The organism is Streptomyces sannanensis, from assembly GCF_039536205.1.
Taxonomy (GTDB): Bacteria; Actinomycetota; Actinomycetes; order Streptomycetales; family Streptomycetaceae; genus Streptomyces; species Streptomyces sannanensis.
Window position 1 is genome coordinate 7,364,622 of the sequence record NZ_BAAAYL010000001.1, and the last position, 21,555, is coordinate 7,386,176.

A 21,555-nucleotide genomic window follows, 5' to 3' on the forward strand; every position below is an offset into this window, starting at 1 on the left:
AATTGCTCCGTCTCCGCGGCGAGCGGGCCGCGGAGGCAGGCATCGGGTTGCGTGTCCTGGTCCGGGCACACCTTTCGGCGGCACAGTCGGTCCTGCGCCGATTGCCGTTCTCCGCCGTCGGTCATCTGCTCGTCGTCGTCGAGCAGGCCGTGGATGCCTTCTCCGAGGGCCATGAGCGGGCCCAGCAACTCGCGATACGTCAGGAGGAGGCTGCCCGCCGCGAGTTCATCGACGATGACGAGGAGGCCCTGAACACTCTCGACCTGGCGGCCCGGATGAACCTGGAGGACCCGATGCCGCAACGCAGCCGATCTTCTGGTCTACCCGGTGCTCACCCGCGACCGGCAGGCCACGGCCGACCTGGTTCTGAGCGTTCTCGGCCCGCTCCAGCAGGCCCGCGGCGGTGCCCAGCCGCTGATTGACACCCTCACCGCGTACTTCGACACCGGTTGCGTGGCCGCCGAGGCCGCCCGGCGGCTCTCCCTGAGCGTGTGGGCGATGACGTACCGGTTCGATCGTATCCACAAACTGACCGGCTCCGACCGGGCGCCCCCGTGCACCGCTGCACACTCCGGACGGCGCTGGTCGGAGCCCGCCTCCTGGACCGGCCGGCCCAGGAGCTGTGACCAGTCACGCCCTTCGCAGGTCCGGGTGAGGCGCCGGCCGCCGTCCGAGGAGTTCAGCCAGTCCGCGGCGCGTCGCGGCGACGACGACCCGGTCCTCCGGTTTCAGGACGTGACCGGGGTGGAGATCCCACAGCAGTTCGGCGCCGGTCCGACGGTCGTCGTCCGGGCGGGAGACGGCGAGGTCCGGTCGGCGTTCGGCGGGCTCCGCCGTGTCCAGGGCGATCACCCGCCACGCCCCTGCCTTGAACGCCTCCGCGACAGTCCGGCCCTCGAACTGCGGGTGACCGGCCACATCGAGCGCGGCGAAGAGCAGCACCTTGCGTTCCACGGGGATGGCGCCCAGGATCTGCCGTCCCATCATCGCCCCGGCGAACGCGGGCGCGGCGAGGCTGGACACACTGCGGCTGCGGGTGAGGGCCTCGGGGTGGGCGGCGCGCAGGGTGCGGTAGACGGCGGTGGCGAAGTCGTCGTCGTAGAGCCGCAGCGCCACTCGCAGTTCCGGTTTCACGGCACGGGCGTACAGAGCCGCTTCCAGGTTGGTCGTATCAGCGCTGGTCAGGGCGAGCAGGGAATCCGCCCGGTGGATCTTGGCGGCTTCCAGTACGCCTTCCTGGGTGACGTCGCCCAGCACCACGGGGACGCGCAGCCGACGGGCGACCGGGATGCCCCGGGCCTCGGGGTCCCCCTCCACGCACACCACCGGGATGTCCAGTTCTCGCAGCCTGGTCAGCACCCGGGTGCCGACCTTGCCGAGGCCGAGCAGCACCACATGTCCCGCCAACCCCCGTGGAGGGCGGCGCAGTGAAGCCGTCCCCCGGAACGCGCCGAGGGCTTCCAGCGACCCGGCCACCAGGATGGGCAGCACCGCGAGGCCGACCAGCCCGGCGAGGAGCTGGAGCACCTGGCGGGTGGTCGGTTCCCCGACGGCCGGGTCCCCGATGGCGAAGAGGTCGAGGAGTACCAGATAGGCGGCGTGCAGCGGGTGGTCCCCGATGGTGAGCCAGGACGCGACCGTCAGGGCGGCCACGGTTGCCAGGACTCCGGCGAGCGCCCGGCGCAGCCGACGGGAGAAGACGTCCCCGAGCGGCGCGAACCGTCCTGCCAAGCGGCGAGCCTGCACCGGCGGCCCGGCGTACGAGACGGTCTCCAGCACCACGGTGCCGCGCCTGGTGGCTGCCGCGACCATGGCGTCGTCGGGCAGGAGCAACGGCCCCCGCGGGCCGCTGTTGTCCGAGCCTTCCGCGCCGGCTGGATCATCGGTGGTCGACGACAGCAGTGCGAGCGTGCACAGGCCGGGATCGGAGACCGCACCACGTCCCGGCGGGGTGCGCTCCACGGCACGCAGAAGCAGCCCGTCGGCCTGGACGACCTTGCTCGTACCGGTCACGGCAGTGGCGGCGAGTGCCGGGGCGGCGGTGTCGGCGTCGGACAGCACGGTGGTGGAGGCGTCCAGCGCGGCCAGGTCCAGGCCCGGCACGGCGACCACGGCGGCCTGGTCGAGAAGCTCCTCCAGATGCTGGCCCAGCTTGCGGTTGTACAGGCGGATGACGAGCCGCAGCCGTGGGTTGAGCCGCCGGGCGGCCAGCGCGGTCCTGATGTTGCTCTCGTCGTCGTCGTACACGAGGGCCAAAGCCGTGGCTCGTTCCGCACCGGCCTCGCGCAGCACCTCCTCCGACGGCTCGGCGGCCTCCATCTCGCGTACGGGGAGGAGGAACTCGCCACTGGACCCGGTCTGGTCGGCGACCCCCGGCCTGCTCATTGCCGCGGACATCCGTCCGATCAGCGTCGAAGCCCGGCTTCGGTTCGGCGCCATGGACGGCCTCCGACTCGCGGAGGACCGAACCGGAGGGAGGACGAGCGTCACCCGCTCCCCGTAGACGTCGTGCAACTCGGCCGCGAGCCGGGCGGCCAGCGCGTCGTCGCCGCACACGATCATCTGCCCTGCGGGTACGCCGCTTTGAGTCTGCTGAGGAAGAAGTGAGGACACGTTTGCCAAGACTCCATGGCCAGGGGACAGGGTTACTTCGAGGTTTCTGGGGGACCATACGGGGCCGCTCCGCGGCGTCACTCCCCGGGGACCTCACTCTGGGTGCCCGCTGCTCCGAGGAGCTCGTGGAGCAGATGCGAGGCGGTGATCACACCGAGCAGGTGCGTGCCGGTCTTGTCCTTCTCCACCACTGCCACGAGCGGGCTGCGTACCCGTGCCATGAGCGCCGAGACCTCCAGCGCGGTGGCCGTCCGCGTCGACGATGTAGCCGCCCCGGGTACTCGGCGGGGAACGTCATGAGTCGGCCAAGGGGATCGTCGCACCGTCCGCCGTCTGAGAGTTGGCCATGTCCGGGGCAGCAGACGCGACGGACGGGGAGGTGCTGAGCCCTCCGAGCAGAAGCGCCCCGGCGACTTGAGGGGATACCCACGGCGGATACCGGACACGTCGTCAGCGGACGCCGCGGATTCTCCCCACGAGAACTCCGCCCGCGACCGTCACCCCCGCCGTCACCACGTACAGCGCCGGATAGCCGCCGAGATGGGCGACGACCGGGGCGGCGAGGGCCGGTGCGAGCACCTGGGGGCCGGAGTTGGCGATGTTGATCACGCCGAGGTCCTTGGCGCGGTTCTCGGCGGTGGGCAGTACCTGGGTGACCAGGGCCTGGTCGACGGCGATGTAGACGCCGAAGCCGGCGCCGAGAACCACGGCTGCCGCCATGACGGCGGGCCAGCTGTGCGCGGTCGCGAGCATCAGAGCCGCGGCGGCCATCACGACGGAGCAGCCCACGACGAAGGGCTTGCGGCGGCCCAGTCGGTCGGAGACGACACCCACCGGGACAGCCGTGCACGCCGCCGCGCCGGTGTAGAGGAGAGTGAGGATCAGCACCCCGGAGTCGGGGTCCCTCAGGTGAACCTCGTCGGTCAAGTAGTACAACAGGTAGAGCGTGCCGAGGGCGTTGCCCAGGTTGATCAGGAAACGGCTGAGCCAGGCCCAGGCGAAGTCGGGGTGCCGGCGCGGGCTGACCCACAGACCGGTCAGCAGAAGGACGGGCCGCAGCGGTCGGCGCGATCGGCGAGGCAACAGCGGCTCGCTGAAGCAGAGGGTGTACGGCAAGGCGAAGGCCACGGTCAGCAGGGCGATCAGCAGGTAGTCGGACCCTACGTCGTCGGTGACGGTGGTGACGAGCAGTGCGCCGAGCACCAGGCCCAGCGACTGCGTGATACCCGTCCAGCCGGACACCGCCGCCCGCTGTCCGACCGGCACCTGGTCGGCGACGGGTGCGGTCACCCCCGCGAGCATGGCGTTGAGTCCCGCCTGGGCGAGGCACCATCCCGCGGTGATTCCGGGCACGCTCTGCTGGTGCGAGGTGAGCACGAGCCCCACGGCCCCCGCGAGTGCGCCGCCCGCGATCCATGGCCTGCGGCGTCCGAAGCGGCTCGTCGTAAGGTCTGACAGGGCACCCGCCAGAGGGTTGGCCAGGAGGGCCACCAGCGCGCCGAAGCCGGTGACCCAGGCCAGCGCCGACGCTTTGGACGCCGCGTCGACATGAGCGAGCTGGAGTGGCAGCAGGATCTGAATGGGGGTGAAGAACGCCATGAACACGGCGAGCGTCGCAAGGCTGAGCGCGGCGGTCCACCGGCCCGTGACACGGACCGACGGCACGTCCGGCACGCCTTCTCCGCGTGGTGGTGGTGTGTCCCGGCCGGAGCACGGAACATGACTTTCACTCATATTGAGGAGTGGGGCTTGGCGTGCGCCCTCCGATGAGCGGCGATGAGATCCCGGTACCACGCGAAGGAGTCCTTGGGCGTGCGGACCTGTGATACGTGGTCCACATGCACGAGACCGAATCGCTGGTGGTAGCCCTCGGCCCACTCGAAGTTGTCGATCAGCGTCCAGGCGAAGTAGCCGCGCACGTCCACGCCCGCCTGGACGGCCTCGGTGACCGCGCCCACGTGCCCGTCGAGATAGGCGATCCTGCCTGGGTCGGCGACCTTGCCGTCCGTCACCACGTCGTGCTGGGAGCAGCCGTTCTCCGTGATGAACACCGGCGGCAGGGCGGCACCGTAACGGTCCTTGAGGCCGATGAGCAGTTCCGTGAGGCCGTCCGGCACAACGGGCCAGCCGAAGGCCGTCCGCTCGTACCCCTGGACGTCGGCCTCGGCGAAGGGCAGACCGGGGCCGTCCGGGGCGGCGACCCAGGTAGGGTTGTAGTAGTTGACGCCGAGCGCGTCGACCGGCGCGCCGATGATGTCGAGATCGCCGTCCCGGACCGCCCCGCGCAGGTCCTCACCGGCTCCGAAGACCGAGAGGTCCGGGTAACGCCCCAGCAGGACCGGGTCGTTGAAGAGGCGGTTGTGCAGGGTGTCGTACGCTTCCGCCGCCGCTCGGTCCTCGGCCGTGGGGCCCGCTGCCCGTACCGGGGTGCAGTTGTTGACGAGGAGTACCTCGGCCGCCCCGGAATCGCGCAGCGCCGTCGCCGCCATTCCATGGCCCAGGAGCTGGTGATGCGCGGCCGGCAGGGCGTCGAGCATCAGCGCGCGGCCGGGCGCGTGGACCCCCAGGGCATAGCCGTAAGCCATGTGCACGAAGGGCTCGTTGAGAGTGATCCAGCGCTGCGTCCGGTCCGCCAGCCGGTCTGCGACGAGCGCCGCGTACTCGGCGAAACGGGCGGCGGTGTCCCTGTGCAGCCAGCCTCCCTCGTCCTCCAGTGCCTGCGGCAAGTCCCAGTGGAAGAGAGTGGGAACCGGCGTGACTCCGACGGCGAGGAGTGCGTCGGTGAGCCGGTCGTAGAAGTCCAGACCCCGTGAGTTGACCGGGCCGGAACCGGACGGCTGGACACGCGACCAGGCGATCGAGAAGCGGTAGGCGTCCACTCCCAGGGCCTGAAGCAGGGACACGTCCTCCGCATAGCGGTGGTAGTGGTCGCACGCGACCGCGCCGGTGTGACCGTCACGGACCGTGCCGGGACGGGCAGCGAAGGTGTCCCACACGGACGGCCCCCGGCCGTCCTCGTCGACGGCTCCCTCGATCTGGTGAGCGGCGGTGGCGACCCCCCAGACGAAGCCGTCGGGCAGAGGCGGGTGGTGTGGACGGTTCATGGTGCGCTCCTCCCATTAAACATGAGTAGGGCTCATCATTGATGGCTCGCCAACGGTACGCCCCATCCGGCACAGTTGCACCGTGCGGGACGAGACGAATACGGCGCCACCGGTCACCTCACGGGACGCGGCACTGCGACGCAGGCCTGTGCAGCGGCGCAGCACCGAGCGAGTGGAACGCATCATCGACGCGTGCGCGGAGCTCCTGGACGAGGTCGGATATGTGGCCCTGACCACGAAGGAGGTGGCGCGCAGGGCGAGGGTGCCGATCGGCACCCTCTACCAGTTCTTCTCCGGCAGGGATGCTCTGCTCAGCGCGCTGGCCCTTCGCAATCTGGAGCGCTACACCGATCGGCTCGCCCGGCGGATGGCAGCCGAGGCGCCGGGCAGTACGGCCGGTGTCGTGGACCTGGCCGTCGAGGAATTCGTCGCCATGCGCCGTTCCGTGCCGGGTTTCGGCGTCGTGGACTTCGGGGCGGTCGGACGTGAGGACACCGGACAGCTGCTCGATGCCGGAGCCGACGACAACACCGCCGTCGCCGATCGCCTGTGGGCACTCACCCGTGACGCCCTCGGCCCGCACATCACACCGGTCGCCGTCCGCGTGGCCCTGGAATCCGCTGAAGCCGTACTCGGACTCGCCTTCCGGCACGACGCCGACGGCGATCCCGCGCTCATCGCCGAGTGCAAAAGGCTGCTACGGGCCTATCTGAGCCAGGGGCCGCCGACGGACACGGGCGCGCGGTGACGTCCGGCCACACGGGAGTCCTTGCCGGACGGTGCGCCCGGCGCAGGCACACGCCCGTCGATCGTGGCCCGCGGTTGGCTGAACCATGTCCATGAGCTGCTCGGCAGCGACGCGCATTGATCCGATTCTATTTGCACAAATTTGCTAACCCGTGAGAGTTTTGTAATGAAAGGTCGAGAGTTCACTGGGGTCCGCAGGCGCAGGCATCCGGAATGCCGGTGGCCGCGACGCCGGAGCCGTCACGGGGAACCGTGGCGCTTCGCGCCGTTCCGGAAAGGAGCGGACATGGACGAGGGGAACAGACGCACCACGTACGTGGAGGGGGAACACGCGGTCGACCACCTCTCCGACCAGGGATTTCCCGTCGAACGGCTCGCGGTGAGCAGCGCAGCGCCCGGCGCGATCGCCGGCGTCCTGAGCGAACGGTTCGTGGGACTCCGTGACCGGCGCCGGATACCTTGCGGCTGCGCGAGTTCGCCGCACGGAACCGTCTGCCGCACCGCTGGATCGATCTGGAGAAGGACGATCAGGCCGAGGCAATGCTGCGCAGGTTCGGCATCCGGCCGGAAGAGACGCCGGTCGTCATCTGGAGAGGGCGCCAAGTACTGCGCAATCCCGACAACGCGGAGCTCGCCCGCCTCATCGGGCTTTCCGTACCGGCGCCCGACAGCGCCCGGTGCGATGTGCTGGTGATCGGTGCGGGCCCGGCCGGGCTCGCCACGTCCGTGTACGGCGCGTCCGACGGTCTCGCCGTCGTCACCGTCGACGCGGTCGCCACCGGAGGCCAGGCCGGCACCTCCTCGCGTATCGAGAACTACCTGGGCTTCCCCTCCGGGATCTCGGGGGCCGAACTCATCGAGCGCGCGGTGCTCCAGGCGCGCAAGTTCGGCGCGCGGATCACGGTGCCCGCCGAGGTCACGGCGCTCGCACCCCGCGGCGGCCACTACGCCGTCACCTTCGCGGACGGTTCCGAGACCGAGGCCGGCACGGTCGTCCTGGCCCTGGGGGCGCGCTTCCGCCGGCTCGACGTCCCGGGCATCCAGCGACTGGAGGGCAGCAGTGTGTACTACGCCGCCACGATCCTCGAGGCGAACATGTGCCGGATGGACCCGGTGGCCGTGGTCGGCGGGGGCAACTCCGCCGGCCAGGGAGCGCTGTTCCTCGCCCAGTTCACCCCCGAGGTGCATCTGCTCGTCCGGCACGGCGACCTCGGCAGGGACATGTCGCGCTATCTCGTCGACCAAGTGCAACGCCAACCGAAGGTGAAGGTACTGCTCAACACCGAGGTGCACGAGGTGCGTGGGGAGGGTGTCCTGCAAGCGCTGGTCCTCCGGAACAACGTCACCGGGGACAGCTGGGAGCTGCGGGCCCGCGCCCTGTTCGTCTTCATCGGGGCCCGGCCGCCCACCGAGTGGCTCAAGGACGTCATCGCGCTGGATTCTCACGGATTCGTCCTCACCGGCCCCGAGGCCGAGGCCCGGGGCGACCCGGATGTGTGGGCACCGCCGGGACGCGGACCACTGATGCTGGAAACCACGCTGCCCGGCGTCTTCGCGGCCGGCGATGTCAGGAGCGGGTCCGTCAAGAGAGTGGCCTCCGCCGCGGGCGAAGGGGCAATGGCGGTTCGGCTTGTGCACGAGCACCGGGCGCAGGAGGGCAACCTCGTCCGCACGCAAGACGACGACCGCGAACGTCAGACCCTGCCAGGCCGGCCGGCGTCCTGAGGCCGGACCTGCCTGCGCTCGCGGCAGGCAGTGCTGCGGACCGTCCGGTCGTACCGACCGCAGTGCGTATGCGCCTGTCCGGTGGTATCGGCGGCGCCCACAATCCCCGCCCTCGAGCGCGGCAAGAAGGCCGCGTCCACTCGTGGCTGTGCTGACCGGCAACCGCAACGGGACTTGCGGCCATGAACGGAAATCGGGCTCACGAGTGATGGACTCCGATGGGGACACCATCGAACTCGGCGTCCGGAACGCCGACGACGAGAAGCCCGACAGTTGGTACCCGTATCCGCTCGTCGGCACAAGCACCACTCCGGACGTCAGCCTCGCCCATGCCGTCGGCAGCGAAGTGATGTCCGTCAGCGTCGCCGGGCGGAAACCCCCGAACTGCGGCTGCGGGCCGACACCCTGCTGACGGCATACGCCAGTATCGCGCGCCGCCTGCATCTGACCGAGGGCACTGTGAAGTCCTACGTCAGCTCGATCCTGGCACGCCTCGGGGTGGAGAACCGGGCCGCGGCCGCCGTCGTGGCCCACCAGGCCGGACTGATCCCCCCGGCCCCACCCGCGCTCACGGGCGAGACGGTTCACGCGCCGCGCCCACACGGCTGACCAGACACGCACCGCGTACGGGCGGCCCACCAGGACCACCGCCACGGTCACGGCGGCGCCCAGCAGCGCCCCGGCCATCACGTCGTGCGGGTAGTGCACGCCGACCGCGACCCGCAGCACGGCGCCCAGCGTCCCGAGCGGCAGTGTCAGCACGCCCACCGGGGCCGGCACATCGCGAGCCCGGTGGCGACCGCGACCGAGAGGGTGGCGTGGTTACTGGGGAACGACCAGTCGCCCGGCTCCGGGCACACCGCCGCCGCCACAGCGCCCTGTACCGCACGGCAGGGCCGTTCCTCGTCCACGACGAGTTTCAGCGCCTCGCTCAGCGTGTACGCGGCACAGGCGCCGACGACGGTGAGCAGCACGCCCACCGAGCGGACGGCGTCCCGGTCCCGCAGGGCCCGCCAGCCCGCCACGACTGCCAGCAGCCCGAGGACCACCAGCACCCCCTCGGTGGCGAGGCCGAGCAGGGTGCCGGTCCCGGTGCTCGCGTCGGCGACCCACCCGGTGACCGCCCGGTACGCGTCGACCGACGTGCCATCCGTGACGGCCACCGGTTCGGCCCGGCCGACACCGCCCGGGACCAACGCCGCCACCCCGGCGGCCCCGCCACAGGCCACCGCGGGGGCGAGGAGGACGACGCCGGCCGAAAGCCGGGGCCGGGCCGCGGTCGCCGCCCGGCGGCCGGTGCGGAGCCGTCCCCTGTGGGTTCGGCCGGGTCGGATACGAGAGTCTGCGTCCATGCCCACCGACCGTAGGAACGGACCGCGCCGCGCACCCCTGCCGTTCGGGAGGCTGTGCCCCTGCCGATCGGCAGGGTTGACGGCCGACGGACCACCTGCCAGGCGCCGACGTGCCGCCACCCCGCGCTGCGGCCTCACGTGCCTTCATGGCCCGCAGGACCACGAGGGGATGGCCGCCCCGGGGGATGGTTGGGCCGTTCGCGGACGCCGAGACGTGGGCGGGCCGGTACTGGGACACCGCATGGCCGACGCCCCGCCTGCCGCGGCGCTCGCCGGCGCGCTGACGCCCGTCCGCGCCACCCGGGGTGCCGTAGCAGCCGGCAGTCGGCGGAGGGGCAGAAGAGGAGCTTCATCATTCCCTTGTGAATGGTGGGGATGCGGTGCTGTCATGCGCCACAAGGTGTGCTGAGGTGTCAGCGTCAGCCCGGAGATCTGGCTGTTCCACCGTCGGAGGGACCCGCACTGTGGCACGCTCATTAACTCGTCGTCATCTCATCGGCACAGCTGCGGCGCTCGGCGGTGCCGCCCTGGTAGGGCCGTTGGCTTCCGTCGCCCAGGCCGGCACCGGCGCATCCTGGCCGGACGCGATAGCCACTCCGCCGGGCTTCCAGCCCGAGGGGATCGCCATCGGTCCGGGTGCCGTTGCGTACACGGGCTCGCTGCTCGACGGCTCGATCTACCGGACCGAACTGGCCACCGGACGTGGGCGGATCATCAGAGAGGGACAGGGACCGATATCGGTCGGTCTCAAGGTCGATCCGTACGGAAGACTGCTCGTCGCGGGAGGCGACAGCGGCGAGATCCGTGTCGTCCACCGGCACGACGGCCGTCTGCTGGCATCCTGGCGGGCGGAAACCGGCACGACTTTTGTGAACGACGTCGTGGTGGGTTGTGGAGGAGCCTGGTTCACGGACTCCTTCAACGACGTCCTGTACCACCTGCCTCTGCGCCCGGCCCTGCCAGGGACCTCTGCCCTGCGCAGGCTGCCGCTGGGCGGCGCCTGGGCGCCGACGCCGCCCGGCGGAGAAGTCTGGGGATCCAACGGCATCGCGCTGACGCCGGACCGCAGGGCGCTGCTGATCGTGAACGACAACGTGTCGGCGCTCTACCGTGTCGACCCGCGCACCGGGGAGGCCACCCGGACTGCCCTTGACGGCGGGGCGGTCAGCAACGGAGACGGCCTGGTCGTCCATGGCCGAACCCTGTACGTCGTGCGCAACTGGGCTTACGCCATCGATGTGTTCCGGCTCAGTGGTGACGGCACCCGCGGGACTTTCGTCAAGCGCATCACCGACCCCCGCTTCGACGAGCCCACCACAGCGGCCGTTCACGGGGGCCGCCTCTATGTCGTCAACGCTCGGTTCGATGCGGACTGGTCGGACCCGGCGACATCTTCCACCGTCGTCAGCGTTCCGCTGTAGAGCGCGGAGGCTCCGGTCGAGGGCAGCCCGCCGGGTGCGCGAAGCGCACCCGGCGGGCTCCATTTACCCGAAAGCGCGGGCCCGCGCGATCTGTCCCGCCTGCACCGCCGCGAAGATCGCCGCGCTGCTACGGTCCTGGCCCACCACCAGCTGACACCACTGCCGACGATCCCTTTCGGACAGCGCACCGTCCGCCACGGCCTGATCCGGACCGGCATTGCCGTCCGGCCGCGGTGTGGTCACCACGGCGAGGTTGCCGTAGTTGCTGAGCCGCACTGCGATCCACATGCCGGCCTCCATCGCCCGCGGCAGGATGCTCACGTCGAGGTAGTAGTCGGCGTCTTGAGTCACGCCCAAGCGGCAGGGTTCTCCCTGTTCAGCCGGTCAGTTCGTCAAGGGCACCGCTGCCGGAGGCAACGCCGCCGTCATCTCGCCCGCTCGGTACGGGCTGACTGGGGGGTGTCCGCACGGTCCTCGACACGATCGCCGATTCACCCCCGACGCCAGTCGCCGTCTGTCAAGAATTCACTACTGTGTGTCGCGCATCGACAGTGCTCATTGAAGGAGACCCGCGTGGAGCGCAGCCGTACCGACTTGAGGATCCGCGCCGTCCTCACCGCGATGGGTGTCACCGCCGCCCTCGCAGCCGCCCCTTCCGCCCAGGCGGCCTCGGCCGAGCCTGCCGCTTCCCCGGTCGTCGCCGTGCCGTCGGCCCCCTGCACCGGCGAGTTCGAGGGCGACAAGCGGCTCGGCCCGCAGCACCTGCCGCGGAAGTGGCAGGCGCCTGTCGGGCCGCTGCTCAACCGCTACCACCGCACCGGAAAGCTCTCGTCAGCCGACTTCCTCAAGAAGTACTGGGAGGGGCCGGTCGACACCGGAAGCTGGAAGTACCCGCCGAACGACGGCTTCGCCGAGGTCAACGGCACCGTCGACAAGGCCCCCGAGGTGCTGGACGAGGGCGAGCGCCTGGACCGGTTCGGCTCCGAGTACGGCTCGTACCTCGCCCCGGCCGGCGATCCGTACGCCAAGCGTGCGCTGCCCCCACAGAACCTCAACACCCGGGATGCGGCCTTCCCGTGCGACTACCACACGTACGAGGTGACCAAGCCGTTCCTCGTCTGGGAGGGCTCCATCGCACCCTGGTTCGAGCAGCCGGGCGGTGGCCGGCAGATCAAGCTGGACCCGGCCTTTCTCGCCCCAGGCGAGGGGCAGCGCCTGAACGTCAAGTGGCTGTTGGACCACGGCTATCTGGTCCGCGTCCCCGCGTGAGCCACCGGCAGACACTCGAACGGGCACTTCGGGAGGCTGGAGTGCCCGCCGAGCACTACTGGATCGAGGGCGTCCACGAACCTGTGCCCACCCCAACTGACTTCGTCTATCTGCGTGCGCGGCCGACCGGCGGTTGGGAGACGGGGGTGTTCGAGCGTGGCGCGTACGAGCCGGTCGCCGAGCATGCCACGGAGGCGGGAGCATGCGCCCACCTCCGTACCCTGCTCGGCATCTGATCACCCCAGCATGAGGGCCTCCTTCTCACTCCACGTACTTCGACCGAACTTCACGCTTCGGGGCTCTCCTGTTGCGGGGGGAGGGACGGGGGACGGTCACGGGCGTCAGCCTCGCCGGCCTCGCCATGCGTCCCATCCCGGATGACTGTTCGTGACGGCCTGCGGACTGTTCCTCCTCGGCGTGGCGTGAGCCTCCCAAGCAGCGACCCCACTGGCCAGGAGAATGGCATGACGAACAGAGACGCACCGCTCTCCGGCAAGGGACGTCGTCGGCTCATCGAGCGCGTACTCACTCCAGCCGGGACACCTGTCAGCCGCCGGACGGTCAGCAGGCACCTCGCCGGCCTCCGGCTGAACCGACGGTGGTTCATCGGCTCCGACCGGGCCAGAGCGAGATCCACGCAGGGGACACCGCCCGGGCGGCCCTGGTCGGGGCGCGCCGGCCGTGTCCGGCGCAGCACATGACGACGGCGCTCCAGGCCGCCGCGTTCGCGGCGGCCTTGGTCAACGCGGGCAGTCGTGAGGTCACCGAGGTCGGACGGTAGAGTCGCGCCGTGCCCAAGACGGAGATTGACGTGGTGACCGCCGAGTTCTTCGGCGCTTTTGACAACCGGGGCGGCAAGGCCGCCGACGTGGGCCGGATCCGTCGGCTGGTTCTTCCGGGCGGCGTGATCGTCAATACCCGCCCGAAGTTCACGGTTTACACCGTGGACGAGTTCATCGAGCCTCGCCGGCAGCTGCTCACCGACGGTCGCCTGGTCGATTTCTCCGAGTGGGAAACCTCCGAACGGACCGAGATCGCGGGCGACATCGCGTCGCGGTTCGTCGAGTACCGCAAGTCCGGGATTCTGGACGGTGAGCCGTTCGAGGGCGGCGGGACCAAGACTTTCCAGTTCGTCCGCACCCCGGAGGGCTGGCGGATTGCAGCGTTCGCCTGGTACGACCGGCCCTGAGCTTGTCGTTGAACGTCCCGGTTCGACTTGGGACGCGAACTTGGTTGCTCACCTGGGCTTTTGGCGGACGAATGGGCGGCCCCGGTTACGGCGCTCGGCCCACAGCCACTTCTGAGCCAGCAGGGTGAGTGTGCCGGCAAGTACGATGCCGAGCAGGTTCAGCAGCAGCTGGTTCGTCGAGCCGGCTGTCTGACTCGTGTCCCCATAGCTCAGGGCCACCGCGGCGTTGGCAGCGGCCGGGACCGTGGTCACGGAGATGGCGACGCCGACCAGGGCTCCCGACTTGGCGGAGGTCAGCGAGAGCGTGCCGGCGATGCCCGCGAGCACCGCCACCACGAAGGAGAAGGCGTCGGGGGCGTAGACGAAACTGGTGTTGGGCCGCTCGCTCTCCAACTGGGCCTTGCTGAACAGGTCCGCCACGTCCATGAACCAGCTGAACCCCACCGTCACCGCCATGGCGACCGCGAAGCCCACGAGGAGCGCCATCAGGGAGCGGAGCGCGAGCCGAGGGGCGCGCTGGACCAGGGCCGTGCTCAAGCCCGCCAGCGGCCCGAACTCCGGGCCCACCGCCATCGCGCCCACGATCAGGATCGCATTGTCGAGCACGACACCGCAGGCCGCGATCATCGTGGCGAGGGTGAGGAAGGCGACGTACGTGATCGACAGCGTCGACTCCTCCTGCGTCGCATCTGCAAGGTGCTCCCACAACACCGCGTCCGCGCCTTCGCCCGGTGCCTCCTCCTCCGCCTTGTCGGCGCGCTCGGAGAGCGACAGGTCGATGTTCTCTACGGCGATCGAGCCGGTCTTGTCGAGGCCGAACGCCCGCAGCGCACCGATGAGTTCGTCACCTGCTTCGCGGGCGACGTCACACAGGACGAGATCGCCGACGGGGTTGCGGGCGGCGCCCGGCAGCACGACGAGGTGCGTGGTCCCGACTGTCTTCTCGATCAGGCGCACCACGTCGTCGGTCTTGTCGGCGGGGGTGAGCAGGCGGAGGTGCAGCATGGGGGCAGGTTAACCGGGCGGTGCTCATTGCTGCGAGGGGGCTTCGAGGCGAGTGGGCGAGGCGGCGGGTGATCTCAGGTCCGTGCGTCGATGCCGCGGGTCAGCAGGGTGATGACGGTATATGCGGGTCAGGCGCGGTCGGCATCGCCTGCCACGCCCTGAGCCACCACCCGGACAGACCTCGGTCGCCGGACAGGCCCTGCAGGAGCGAGAGGAACTCGGTACAAGGGGCGTCTGGTGGCTGGGCCACGGGGGATGCAGGCGCTCACCCCCTGCTTGCTCCGGGCCAACATTCATGGGCCTCGGCCTGTGATCGACCTGGAGCCGTCCGACGCCGACATGTACTTCGGGAAGGTGCTCGGGGCTCACTGAACGGCACTCGACCGGCCCGTGCCCAGCCGAGGTGTGGCGGCCGACAGCATCGCCTGTTTCCGCTTCCGGCCTCCGCCGTCTCTGCTCCGCCCCTCGATGGCGCGGGGTCTTCCGTGCCGTGAAGGTGGTCAGAAGCCGGGTTTGGTGGCGGTGACAGCGGTGTAGCCCATTTTGGTACGGCAAAGCTCCAGGACGAGGGGGTAGGCGAGGTCGAGCTGGGATGCGGCCTCAGGGCCAAGGAGGTCGGCGATACGGGGGCGGCGGCCGGCGTAGACCAGGGAGATGAGGTCGTAGGTGGGGCCGAACTCGCCCGTCTTGTCGCGGACGCGGTCCACGGTGAAACCGGCCTCGCGGGCGAGGTCGGCGTAGGCTCCGGGGGAGAGCGCCAGGCGGGGCAGCGCGAAGCCCGTGCGGAACAGGCGCACCTCCTCGTCGGTGAAGGAGGACGCCTCGTAGCAGTCGGCGAGGACAAGCCGGCCGCCGGGGCGCAGGACACGCCAGGCCTCGCGCAGGGCGAGCAAGCGGTCGGCGAAGTGAGCGAAGGACTCGATCGCCCAGGCGCCGTCGAAGGAAGCGTCGGGGAAGGGCAGGTGCATTGCGTCGCCGGTGGTGAAGTCGATGTGGTCGGCGAGCCCGGCGCGGGCGGCGCGCTCAGCTGCCTGCGCGGTCTGCGTGCGGCTGGCGGTGATGCCGGTGGCCTGCACACCAGTGGTCCGGGCCAGGCGCACGGTGGGCCGGCCGGTGCCGCAGCCGATGTCCAGTACCCGCCGGCCTTCGCCGACGAGGGCCAGTTCGCTGATCAGCTCGTCGGTCCAGCGGTCCTGCGCCTGGGTCAGCTCCTGCCATGCCTCGTCCGAAGACAGCGCCCTGCCCGGGTCGGGCCGAACTCCGCCGTCCCACATGCCAAGGTGCATGCTGTCGCCCATCGTCAGGCTGTACAGGTCACCGAAGCGGTCGTACCACGCCCCGACCTCCGTTGCAGACAGCTCCTGCTCGACCGGGTTCTCCATGGTGCCCCTCCTGTACGCGCCGCCCTGTCGTTCCACTGGCGGGCACCAGCCTGGGAGCCCGGCAACGGCGCTGGAAGGGCGCAGTCAGGGGCGCGCGACGCACACCGGCTGGGCCGGGCGCAACCCGCGCCACCCCGGGTCGGCGGATGCGGACGGGCAGGCTTGAAGGGCGGGCCGTCGTTCGCAGCAGCCTGCTCGGTTTCGGCGAGGGCGCGGTAGAGTGCGGCGACCGAGGGCCCTGTTTCCCAAGGCATCGGGTACTGATGGTGCCGGGTTGGTTTTCCGGGAGTGCGATGGGTCTGGTCACGGGGCCCGGCGGGAGATCCCGGTGTGACCGAGCCCGTGCCCGCAGTCGACTCGGTGGCCGCCCGCTTTCCCCTTGTCTGCGGAGCTCGCCGGGTCTGCACGCTCCTCGACCGGCGGGTCGCGGAGTCGAGCCGGTATGCGGACGGCGTTGGCGGGGACGCCAACCCCGGCGGGCGACCCAAGACCACGAAGTCACACCGGAGTGTCAGCCGATGATCGCCACGGGCCTGTCCCAGGCGTCCTGGTCGACGGTGATGGTGTAACCGCCGTGCGTCTCCTTGCTGTTGACCATGTACTGGTGGCCGTAGCTGTGGTCGGTGTACTGGGTGGCGCCCCACGGCCAGTCCGTGGTGGTGGTGTACTGCTTGTCCCACAGCGCGTACCAGAGGTTGCCCGGCAGGTCGGTGCGATCGGTCGCGGTGGCTATGGCCTGGGCGCTGGAACTGGTGAAGCCGTAGAAGCCGCTGCGGTAGGTCTTGGCACGCAGCGTCTTCGTGAAGGCACGTACATAGGTCAGCACGGCATCGTTGCACGCCTTGTCGGTGATGTCGTACGGCTCCATGTCGAGGAAGATCGGGCTGTCGGCCTTCATACCGAGGGCCGACGCCTTGGCCACCGCGTCCGTGGCGTCGCTCGCGCCGAGGGATCCGGCGGCAGAGGTCGTGAGCCTCTCCGGATTCGGGCTGTTCTGGCACGGCGGCTGGGCGCCAACGTAGATCGGGATGAACTTCCAGCCCATGGAGTTGACCGACTTCACCCAGGAGGCGGTGAGGTTGGGCTGGGCGCAGCCGCGGTTCTTGCCGTCTGTGCGGGCCCAGACGAGCACGCCGACCCCGTTGCGACCCGGATGCCCCGAGGGCGTCGACGACGAGGAGTAGCCTGCACTGGCCTGTCATCCGGCTTCCCTGCACTGGAAGGTGACCCGGCGATGCCCCTTCCGAGCCTCCTCGCGGTTTTTGCGCACCCTGACGACGAGTCCCTGTCGGCGGGCGGCGTGCTCGCCCGCCACGCGACGCCGGTACTGCAACACCGCCAGGCCTGAGAGCAGTGCGCGATTCTCCCGTAGCCGGCGCCGGCATGGCCGCAAAGGCCGGCATCTGGATGGCCGAGCAGGCCGTCGGACCCGGGAGCACCAACAACGTTCGGCAGAGGCGGCATCAGCCGTCGGCCGATCGGGTGACGGCCACCAGCGCAAGCCCAGTCCACGTCCTGCGGAAGGTGCTCGGCACCCTCTGACCCACTGCCCCCGGCCATGCGGGGAACGCCCGGGTGCAGGGGCGGATGGCCTGCTGCGGGCCGTGGTTCGGCGGTTGCGGGAGCGGCAGGCTGGTGGAACGGAGTGGGGTGGGCTGCAGTGGACGAACGCGGCGCCGGTGAGCTCCCCGGATCCCCGGGTGGCGAAGTGTTCCGGAACTGAACTGTCAACTGGTGTGCACCTGTTCACCCGCATGCTCGGCCGGCTGCGCCGCTGCCTGCCGACCCGCGTCCCCTTCGGAGATCTTCGCTGTGCCGGGGCAGCCTCATCGCGGGGGCATGAGTCAGCGCGGCCCCAGGGTGGACAGTGCGAGCATGAGCAGGACCAGCAAGGCCCAGCCGAGTACCCCGATTTTCCGGCGCTGCGGGTTGCGTCCCTGGCGCCATGCGCTGACCTCGTGCGGAGCGTCTCCCATAGCGACCAGCATACGATCTGACGTCCACGGCGGGGGCGGGTCGGTCCACCACCCATGGGACGGGTACTCGTGGGCCCCTTGTGGACCAGGGCCCTTCAGGACGCTGTCCGCGGCGTACATGCTGCACGCCCGGTCTCATGTCGCCCGGGCGGCCTTGCGGGAACGCATCCGCTTCACCTTGGCGATGCTGCCGCAGGCGCGGCCGCTGTCCCCGGCGTACATGCTGCACCAGGTACGCGAGTTGTTGCGCGACTGGTCGTAGAAGATCCACCGGCAGTCCGGGCAGGCACGCAGCCGGCGCCAGCGCCTCTCATTCACCAACTCGGCAGCCATGCGCAGCACCTCACCCTGGGGTGTGGCGGCACCGCGGAAGACGAGTTCCCCGTTCTCGATTCGGGCCGTCTGCGGACATCGCTCCAGCCACGCGTCGAGCCGCGCCGAGCTGTGTTCCTCCACATCGGCCCGCAGATCGTCGCGCAGTCGCAGCAGTTCCGCCGTGTCATCCGAGCCACGGGGTACCGGCACCCTGGCGAACGTGTGCCGCCAAGCCGCCGCGTCCGCCGCCAGATCCGGCAGGGTCTCGGTCGGCATCCGGGTGTCGTTCGGGATCAGCCAACTGTTCAGGAAGCCGCGCAGCTCCTCCACAGCAGGACTCGTCATCGTCGCCGTCGCCATGCAATCAGAGTAGGCGGTAAACACGACCGAGCAGGGCGTTTACCATCTATCCCTATGACTGGTAACACGTTGGATGCGGAAAGCCTCCGGAGCACCTTCCGCAGCGTCCTGTCCCTGCCGGGCACCCGGACCTGGTACATCGCTGCGGCCCTGGTTCGCACGCCTGTCGTCATGGCGCCCCTCGCGCTGGTTTTCCTCGGCCACTCGGCTCAGTCCTTCAGCGTCGGGGGTCTGCTCGCCGCCATCCATGCGCTCGGCGAGGCCGCAGGTGCTCCAGTCATGGGCCGCCGCTTCGACCGCCGGCCGTTCGTCGGCCAGCTCAGGCTGGCTCTCGGCACCGAGGCCCTCGCCTTCACCGCCCTCGCCCTCGGCGCCGGCCAGGTCCCGGTCCCCGTCCTGCTGGCCTTGGCCTTCGTGGCCGGCGCCGCTGCCGCGGGAGCCCCCGGCGGCATGCGGGCCCAGCTCTCGACGATCACCCCGGAGCACCTACGTCCCACCGCGCTGAGTTTGGAAAGCTCTCTCAGCCAGGCTGCCTGGGCCGTCGCGCCCCCGTTGGCCTCCCTGCTGTACGTTCGGTTCTCGGCATCGGGCGCACTCATCGCCATGGCCGTCGCCTCTGCTGCCCCGCTGCTCTTCGTACACCGGATCCCGCACGCCGCTTCACGCCCCGAGACGCCCGGAGAAACCGGGGACGAGTGGCTGCGTACAACGGCGATTCTCCGACGTGTCTGGCCCACCGCGCTGCTCTCAGCAGCGATCATGTTCCTTGTCGGAACCGTCGACGTCGTCCTCCCGGCCCGGCTGGAGGACGTCGGCTCTTCCCCCGCGCTGGCCGGTCTCGTCATGACCGCATTCGCGGTCGCCAGCGTGATCGCCGGACTCCTGTACGGCAGCCGCCGCTGGCCGGGGACACCCCTGAGTCAGAGCCTCGTCCTGCTCCCCGCCCTTGCCGCTGCCTTCACTCTCCCCGGCCTTACCACGCAACCCTGGATCTTCGCCGCCGCCTTTGCGATCGGCGGGCTGCTCTACAGCCCGCTGATGGTCATTCGCAACCTCGCCCTCCAGCAACGTCTTCCTCAGCATGCCTGGGCAACCGGTTTCTCCGTCCTGTACGCCGCAGCCGGAGTGGGCTACGGAGCCGCCGGCCTCATGGCCGCCGCCCTGCTCGACACCGCCGGATCCGGAACCGCCTTCGTCGCGTGCACACTGACCACCATCGTCATCGGCGCTCTGTCGCTCCTGGGCGAGCGCACACACCTACGCCACCGGTAATCGGCCGGGGGTGCCGGGCTTCAGCCCGGTGGTGAACGCCGTCCCTGCGGAGCAGGGCAGGGAAAGCCGTTCCGTCGTCCGGGCGGAACGGCGTCCACCACCTGCAACGGTCGGTTCTGCTGCTCGGTGTACTGGCGCAGCACGCTGATCGGTGTCCCGACGACTGAGCCGGCGAAGTACGAGCCCGGCCAGGGCTTGCCATCGCGACCAGTCCCCAGGAGATCGACCTGCTTCCGGCCTCGGGGGCTCCGAGGCCGGGGGAGCTGGATCAGCCCCGCTCGGTCTCACGACACGCCCGCCGGAACGGTCCTGGAAGCGGTTACGGTGCTGGTGTGGTGATCACAGGGGAAGACTCGGGATCCGGGACCGCGCTGCTGCTCGCAGCCGCTCCGGTCGGCAAGGGCCGCTTGGTCGACGCGGCGTCGGTACTGCCCGCGCTCGCGGCGGTGCCGCCAAGCGTGCTGACCGGCACGTCCGCGCCGACCGTGGTCGAACTCGCCGATCCCGTCGATGCGCAAACCGTCCTCACCCGCATCCGCACCGCAGCAGCCACACCGGGTCCGCTCGCCCTCTATCTCGCCGGGCAACTCCACCTGGACCACAAGCAGCACCGGCTTCACCTTGCACTCGCCCGTACGACCCCCGCCACGCTGCGCTACACCGCACTGCCGTGGCACTGGCTGGCCGGCGAACTGCAGAAGCGCCGCCCGGGCACCACCACGGCGGTCGTGGACCTGGTCGCCGACACCGACGCGTGGCAACAACTGCACCACGACGGCCTCACCCTCGGACACGGCATCCGCCTCTACGGCCGCCTCGCCCCACCACCGCCCCGCCGATCGACCATCACCCCCGCCTACTTGAAGGCATGCACCGATGTCTGGCGCAGCGGGACACGGCCGCCGCTCGCCCAGCTGCACGAACACGCCGCCACCCAGGCCGGGCCCGGCGACGCGCTGCTCCTGGCCGCCGACGACACCCCCACCACCGTGGCCACGCCCCAGCAGCAAGCACCGATCCCGCCGCGGCCCACCGCCCACCCCGCGGCACCGGACGCCGGCGGCGACCCGCATCCGGCGATCCTGGCCGCCGCCCGGGCCGGACGGCACCGGGAGGCCGCCGCGATCGCGGCCACCTGGGAGAGCGAGGCCCTACGCACGTACGGCCCCGGCTCGCAGCAGGCGATCCACTGGCTGGAGGTACGAGCCGACCTCGCCCGTCTCGCCGGAGACACGCCACGCAGCTGCGAGTTGTGGATGGAAGCCGCCACCGCCCGTCTGGACCGACAGCAGCAGACCACGAACAACCCCGACGTCGAAGCGGCCGTCGACCGCGCCCACCACCAGTGGGAGCACCTGCCAGACCCGGACCGCGCCCGCGCGCTGGCCCCGGCCCTGATCACACTGCGCCGCCGGGTCCCAGGCCGCCAGCGAGCCGCGCTTCGGCTCCTTCAGCAACGCTTCGAACAACTCCACACCCGGTAGCGGCCCATCGCGGTCAAAGGCGCGAGTCCAAGGCAGTTGAGACAACCAGAGGGCCGGAGCCCACACTCGGTCGGGTGAAGACACCGTGCCTGGCGTTGGCCGCCGGGGACACCCGCGTGGAGTTCTGGAACGTCCAGACTCGCAAGAAGACCGGTTCCTACACCGCTCCGGCCAGGGTCCACCGGGTGGACCTTTCCGACGACGGAAGAACGGCCGCCCTGAGCACCGACGACGGATACACCCGCCTGCTCGACGTCTCCAGCTCCTCCCCGGCCAGGAACCCTGCTCCAGCGGCACCGCCGTCCGACGCGAGTACCTGGAAGACCGACACGGACACAGAC

The 21,555-nt window shown here is 70.4% G+C and carries 18 protein-coding genes and 4 pseudogenes; 11 read left to right on the forward strand and 11 right to left on the reverse strand.

Features of this window, described 5'->3' with window-relative positions; all coding sequences use genetic code 11:
- The first annotated feature begins 2 nt into the window (after positions 1–2).
- Positions 3–626 (forward strand): annotated as a pseudogene (locus tag ABD858_RS34285) (PucR family transcriptional regulator).
- 4 nt (positions 627–630) lie between these two features.
- On the opposite strand, the gene ABD858_RS34290 reads toward ABD858_RS34285, so the two are convergent.
- The 4 genes and pseudogenes from ABD858_RS34290 to ABD858_RS34305 all read right to left on the reverse strand — a co-directional run bounded on the left by ABD858_RS34290 (position 631) and on the right by ABD858_RS34305 (position 5,717).
- The gene (locus ABD858_RS34290) at positions 631–2,562 is read right to left on the reverse strand and encodes an NAD-binding protein (protein ID WP_345044175.1); all 1,932 of its coding nucleotides are present in this window, start codon (positions 2,560–2,562) and stop codon (positions 631–633) included.
- A gap of 128 nt (positions 2,563–2,690) precedes the next feature.
- Positions 2,691–2,858: pseudogene (locus ABD858_RS34295) on the reverse strand (CBS domain-containing protein); the annotation flags it as partial.
- 205 nt (positions 2,859–3,063) lie between these two features.
- Complete coding sequence (locus ABD858_RS34300; RefSeq protein ID WP_345033631.1) at positions 3,064–4,287, reverse strand: MFS transporter; 1,224 nt, start codon at positions 4,285–4,287, stop codon at positions 3,064–3,066.
- A gap of 56 nt (positions 4,288–4,343) precedes the next feature.
- Positions 4,344–5,717 (reverse strand): GH1 family beta-glucosidase, encoded by a 1,374-nt coding sequence (locus tag ABD858_RS34305; protein ID WP_345033629.1) that lies wholly within the window; start codon positions 5,715–5,717, stop codon positions 4,344–4,346.
- Between the two features lie 82 nt (positions 5,718–5,799).
- Between ABD858_RS34305 and ABD858_RS34310 the strand changes: the two genes are divergently transcribed.
- From ABD858_RS34310 to ABD858_RS34325, 4 genes and pseudogenes are all read left to right on the forward strand, one after another.
- Positions 5,800–6,465: a TetR/AcrR family transcriptional regulator gene (locus ABD858_RS34310; protein WP_345033627.1), complete on the forward strand. Its 666-nt coding sequence runs from the start codon at positions 5,800–5,802 to the stop codon at positions 6,463–6,465.
- 446 nt (positions 6,466–6,911) lie between these two features.
- A pseudogene (locus tag ABD858_RS34315) lies at positions 6,912–8,189 on the forward strand (FAD-dependent oxidoreductase); the annotation flags it as partial.
- 208 nt (positions 8,190–8,397) lie between these two features.
- Positions 8,398–8,601 (forward strand): hypothetical protein, encoded by a 204-nt coding sequence (locus tag ABD858_RS34320; RefSeq protein WP_345045064.1) that lies wholly within the window; start codon positions 8,398–8,400, stop codon positions 8,599–8,601.
- A gap of 47 nt (positions 8,602–8,648) precedes the next feature.
- Entirely contained in the window at positions 8,649–8,798 is a 150-nt protein-coding gene (locus ABD858_RS34325; protein WP_425586122.1) for a hypothetical protein, read from the forward strand.
- On the opposite strand, the pseudogene ABD858_RS34330 reads toward ABD858_RS34325, so the two are convergent.
- Positions 8,781–9,541 (reverse strand): annotated as a pseudogene (locus ABD858_RS34330) (phosphatase PAP2 family protein); the annotation flags it as partial. The gene ABD858_RS34325 and the pseudogene ABD858_RS34330 sit on opposite strands and share 18 nt — an antisense overlap.
- Positions 9,542–10,080: 539 nt before the next feature.
- Between ABD858_RS34330 and ABD858_RS34335 the strand changes: the two are divergent.
- Positions 10,081–10,962 carry an SMP-30/gluconolactonase/LRE family protein gene (locus tag ABD858_RS34335; protein WP_345033625.1) on the forward strand — a complete coding sequence of 294 codons (882 nt, stop codon included), beginning with the start codon at positions 10,081–10,083 and terminating at the stop codon, positions 10,960–10,962.
- A 63-nt stretch (positions 10,963–11,025) separates the two neighbouring features.
- On the opposite strand, the gene ABD858_RS34340 is transcribed toward ABD858_RS34335, so the two are convergent.
- A complete protein-coding gene (locus tag ABD858_RS34340; RefSeq protein ID WP_345033624.1) occupies positions 11,026–11,319 on the reverse strand; it encodes a hypothetical protein in 294 nt (97 codons plus the stop codon).
- A gap of 264 nt (positions 11,320–11,583) precedes the next feature.
- On the opposite strand from ABD858_RS34340, the gene ABD858_RS34345 reads away from it, so the two are divergent.
- From ABD858_RS34345 to ABD858_RS34355, 3 genes are all read left to right on the forward strand, one after another.
- A complete protein-coding gene (locus ABD858_RS34345; RefSeq protein WP_345044173.1) occupies positions 11,584–12,231 on the forward strand; it encodes a TNT domain-containing protein in 648 nt (215 codons plus the stop codon).
- A gap of 41 nt (positions 12,232–12,272) precedes the next feature.
- Positions 12,273–12,467 (forward strand): hypothetical protein, encoded by a 195-nt coding sequence (locus tag ABD858_RS34350; protein WP_345033623.1) that lies wholly within the window; start codon positions 12,273–12,275, stop codon positions 12,465–12,467.
- 554 nt (positions 12,468–13,021) lie between these two features.
- Positions 13,022–13,420, forward strand: coding sequence for a DUF4440 domain-containing protein (locus tag ABD858_RS34355; RefSeq protein WP_345033622.1), 399 nt, complete (start codon positions 13,022–13,024; stop codon positions 13,418–13,420).
- A gap of 48 nt (positions 13,421–13,468) precedes the next feature.
- Here the strand turns inward: ABD858_RS34355 and ABD858_RS34360 are convergent, their stop codons facing one another.
- From ABD858_RS34360 to ABD858_RS34380, 5 genes are all read right to left on the reverse strand, one after another.
- On the reverse strand, positions 13,469–14,425 hold the full coding sequence (locus ABD858_RS34360; RefSeq protein WP_345033620.1) for a DUF389 domain-containing protein: 957 nt from the start codon (positions 14,423–14,425) through the stop codon (positions 13,469–13,471).
- 500 nt (positions 14,426–14,925) lie between these two features.
- A complete protein-coding gene (locus ABD858_RS34365; protein ID WP_345033619.1) occupies positions 14,926–15,807 on the reverse strand; it encodes an SAM-dependent methyltransferase in 882 nt (293 codons plus the stop codon).
- A gap of 511 nt (positions 15,808–16,318) precedes the next feature.
- Positions 16,319–16,939, reverse strand: a complete 621-nt coding sequence (locus tag ABD858_RS34370) for a glycoside hydrolase domain-containing protein (RefSeq protein ID WP_345033617.1) — start codon at positions 16,937–16,939, stop codon at positions 16,319–16,321.
- Between the two features lie 712 nt (positions 16,940–17,651).
- Entirely contained in the window at positions 17,652–17,783 is a 132-nt protein-coding gene (locus ABD858_RS34375; protein ID WP_345033616.1) for a hypothetical protein, read from the reverse strand.
- Positions 17,784–17,918: 135 nt separating this feature from the next.
- Positions 17,919–18,458, reverse strand: coding sequence for a CGNR zinc finger domain-containing protein (locus ABD858_RS34380; RefSeq protein ID WP_345033614.1), 540 nt, complete (start codon positions 18,456–18,458; stop codon positions 17,919–17,921).
- Between the two features lie 54 nt (positions 18,459–18,512).
- On the opposite strand from ABD858_RS34380, the gene ABD858_RS34385 reads away from it, so the two are divergent.
- Together ABD858_RS34385 and ABD858_RS34390 are read left to right on the forward strand one after the other, a co-directional pair.
- Positions 18,513–19,730 (forward strand): MFS transporter, encoded by a 1,218-nt coding sequence (locus tag ABD858_RS34385; RefSeq protein ID WP_345033613.1) that lies wholly within the window; start codon positions 18,513–18,515, stop codon positions 19,728–19,730.
- Between the two features lie 332 nt (positions 19,731–20,062).
- Positions 20,063–21,214 (forward strand): hypothetical protein, encoded by a 1,152-nt coding sequence (locus ABD858_RS34390; protein ID WP_345033612.1) that lies wholly within the window; start codon positions 20,063–20,065, stop codon positions 21,212–21,214.
- Positions 21,215–21,555 lie beyond the last annotated feature (341 nt).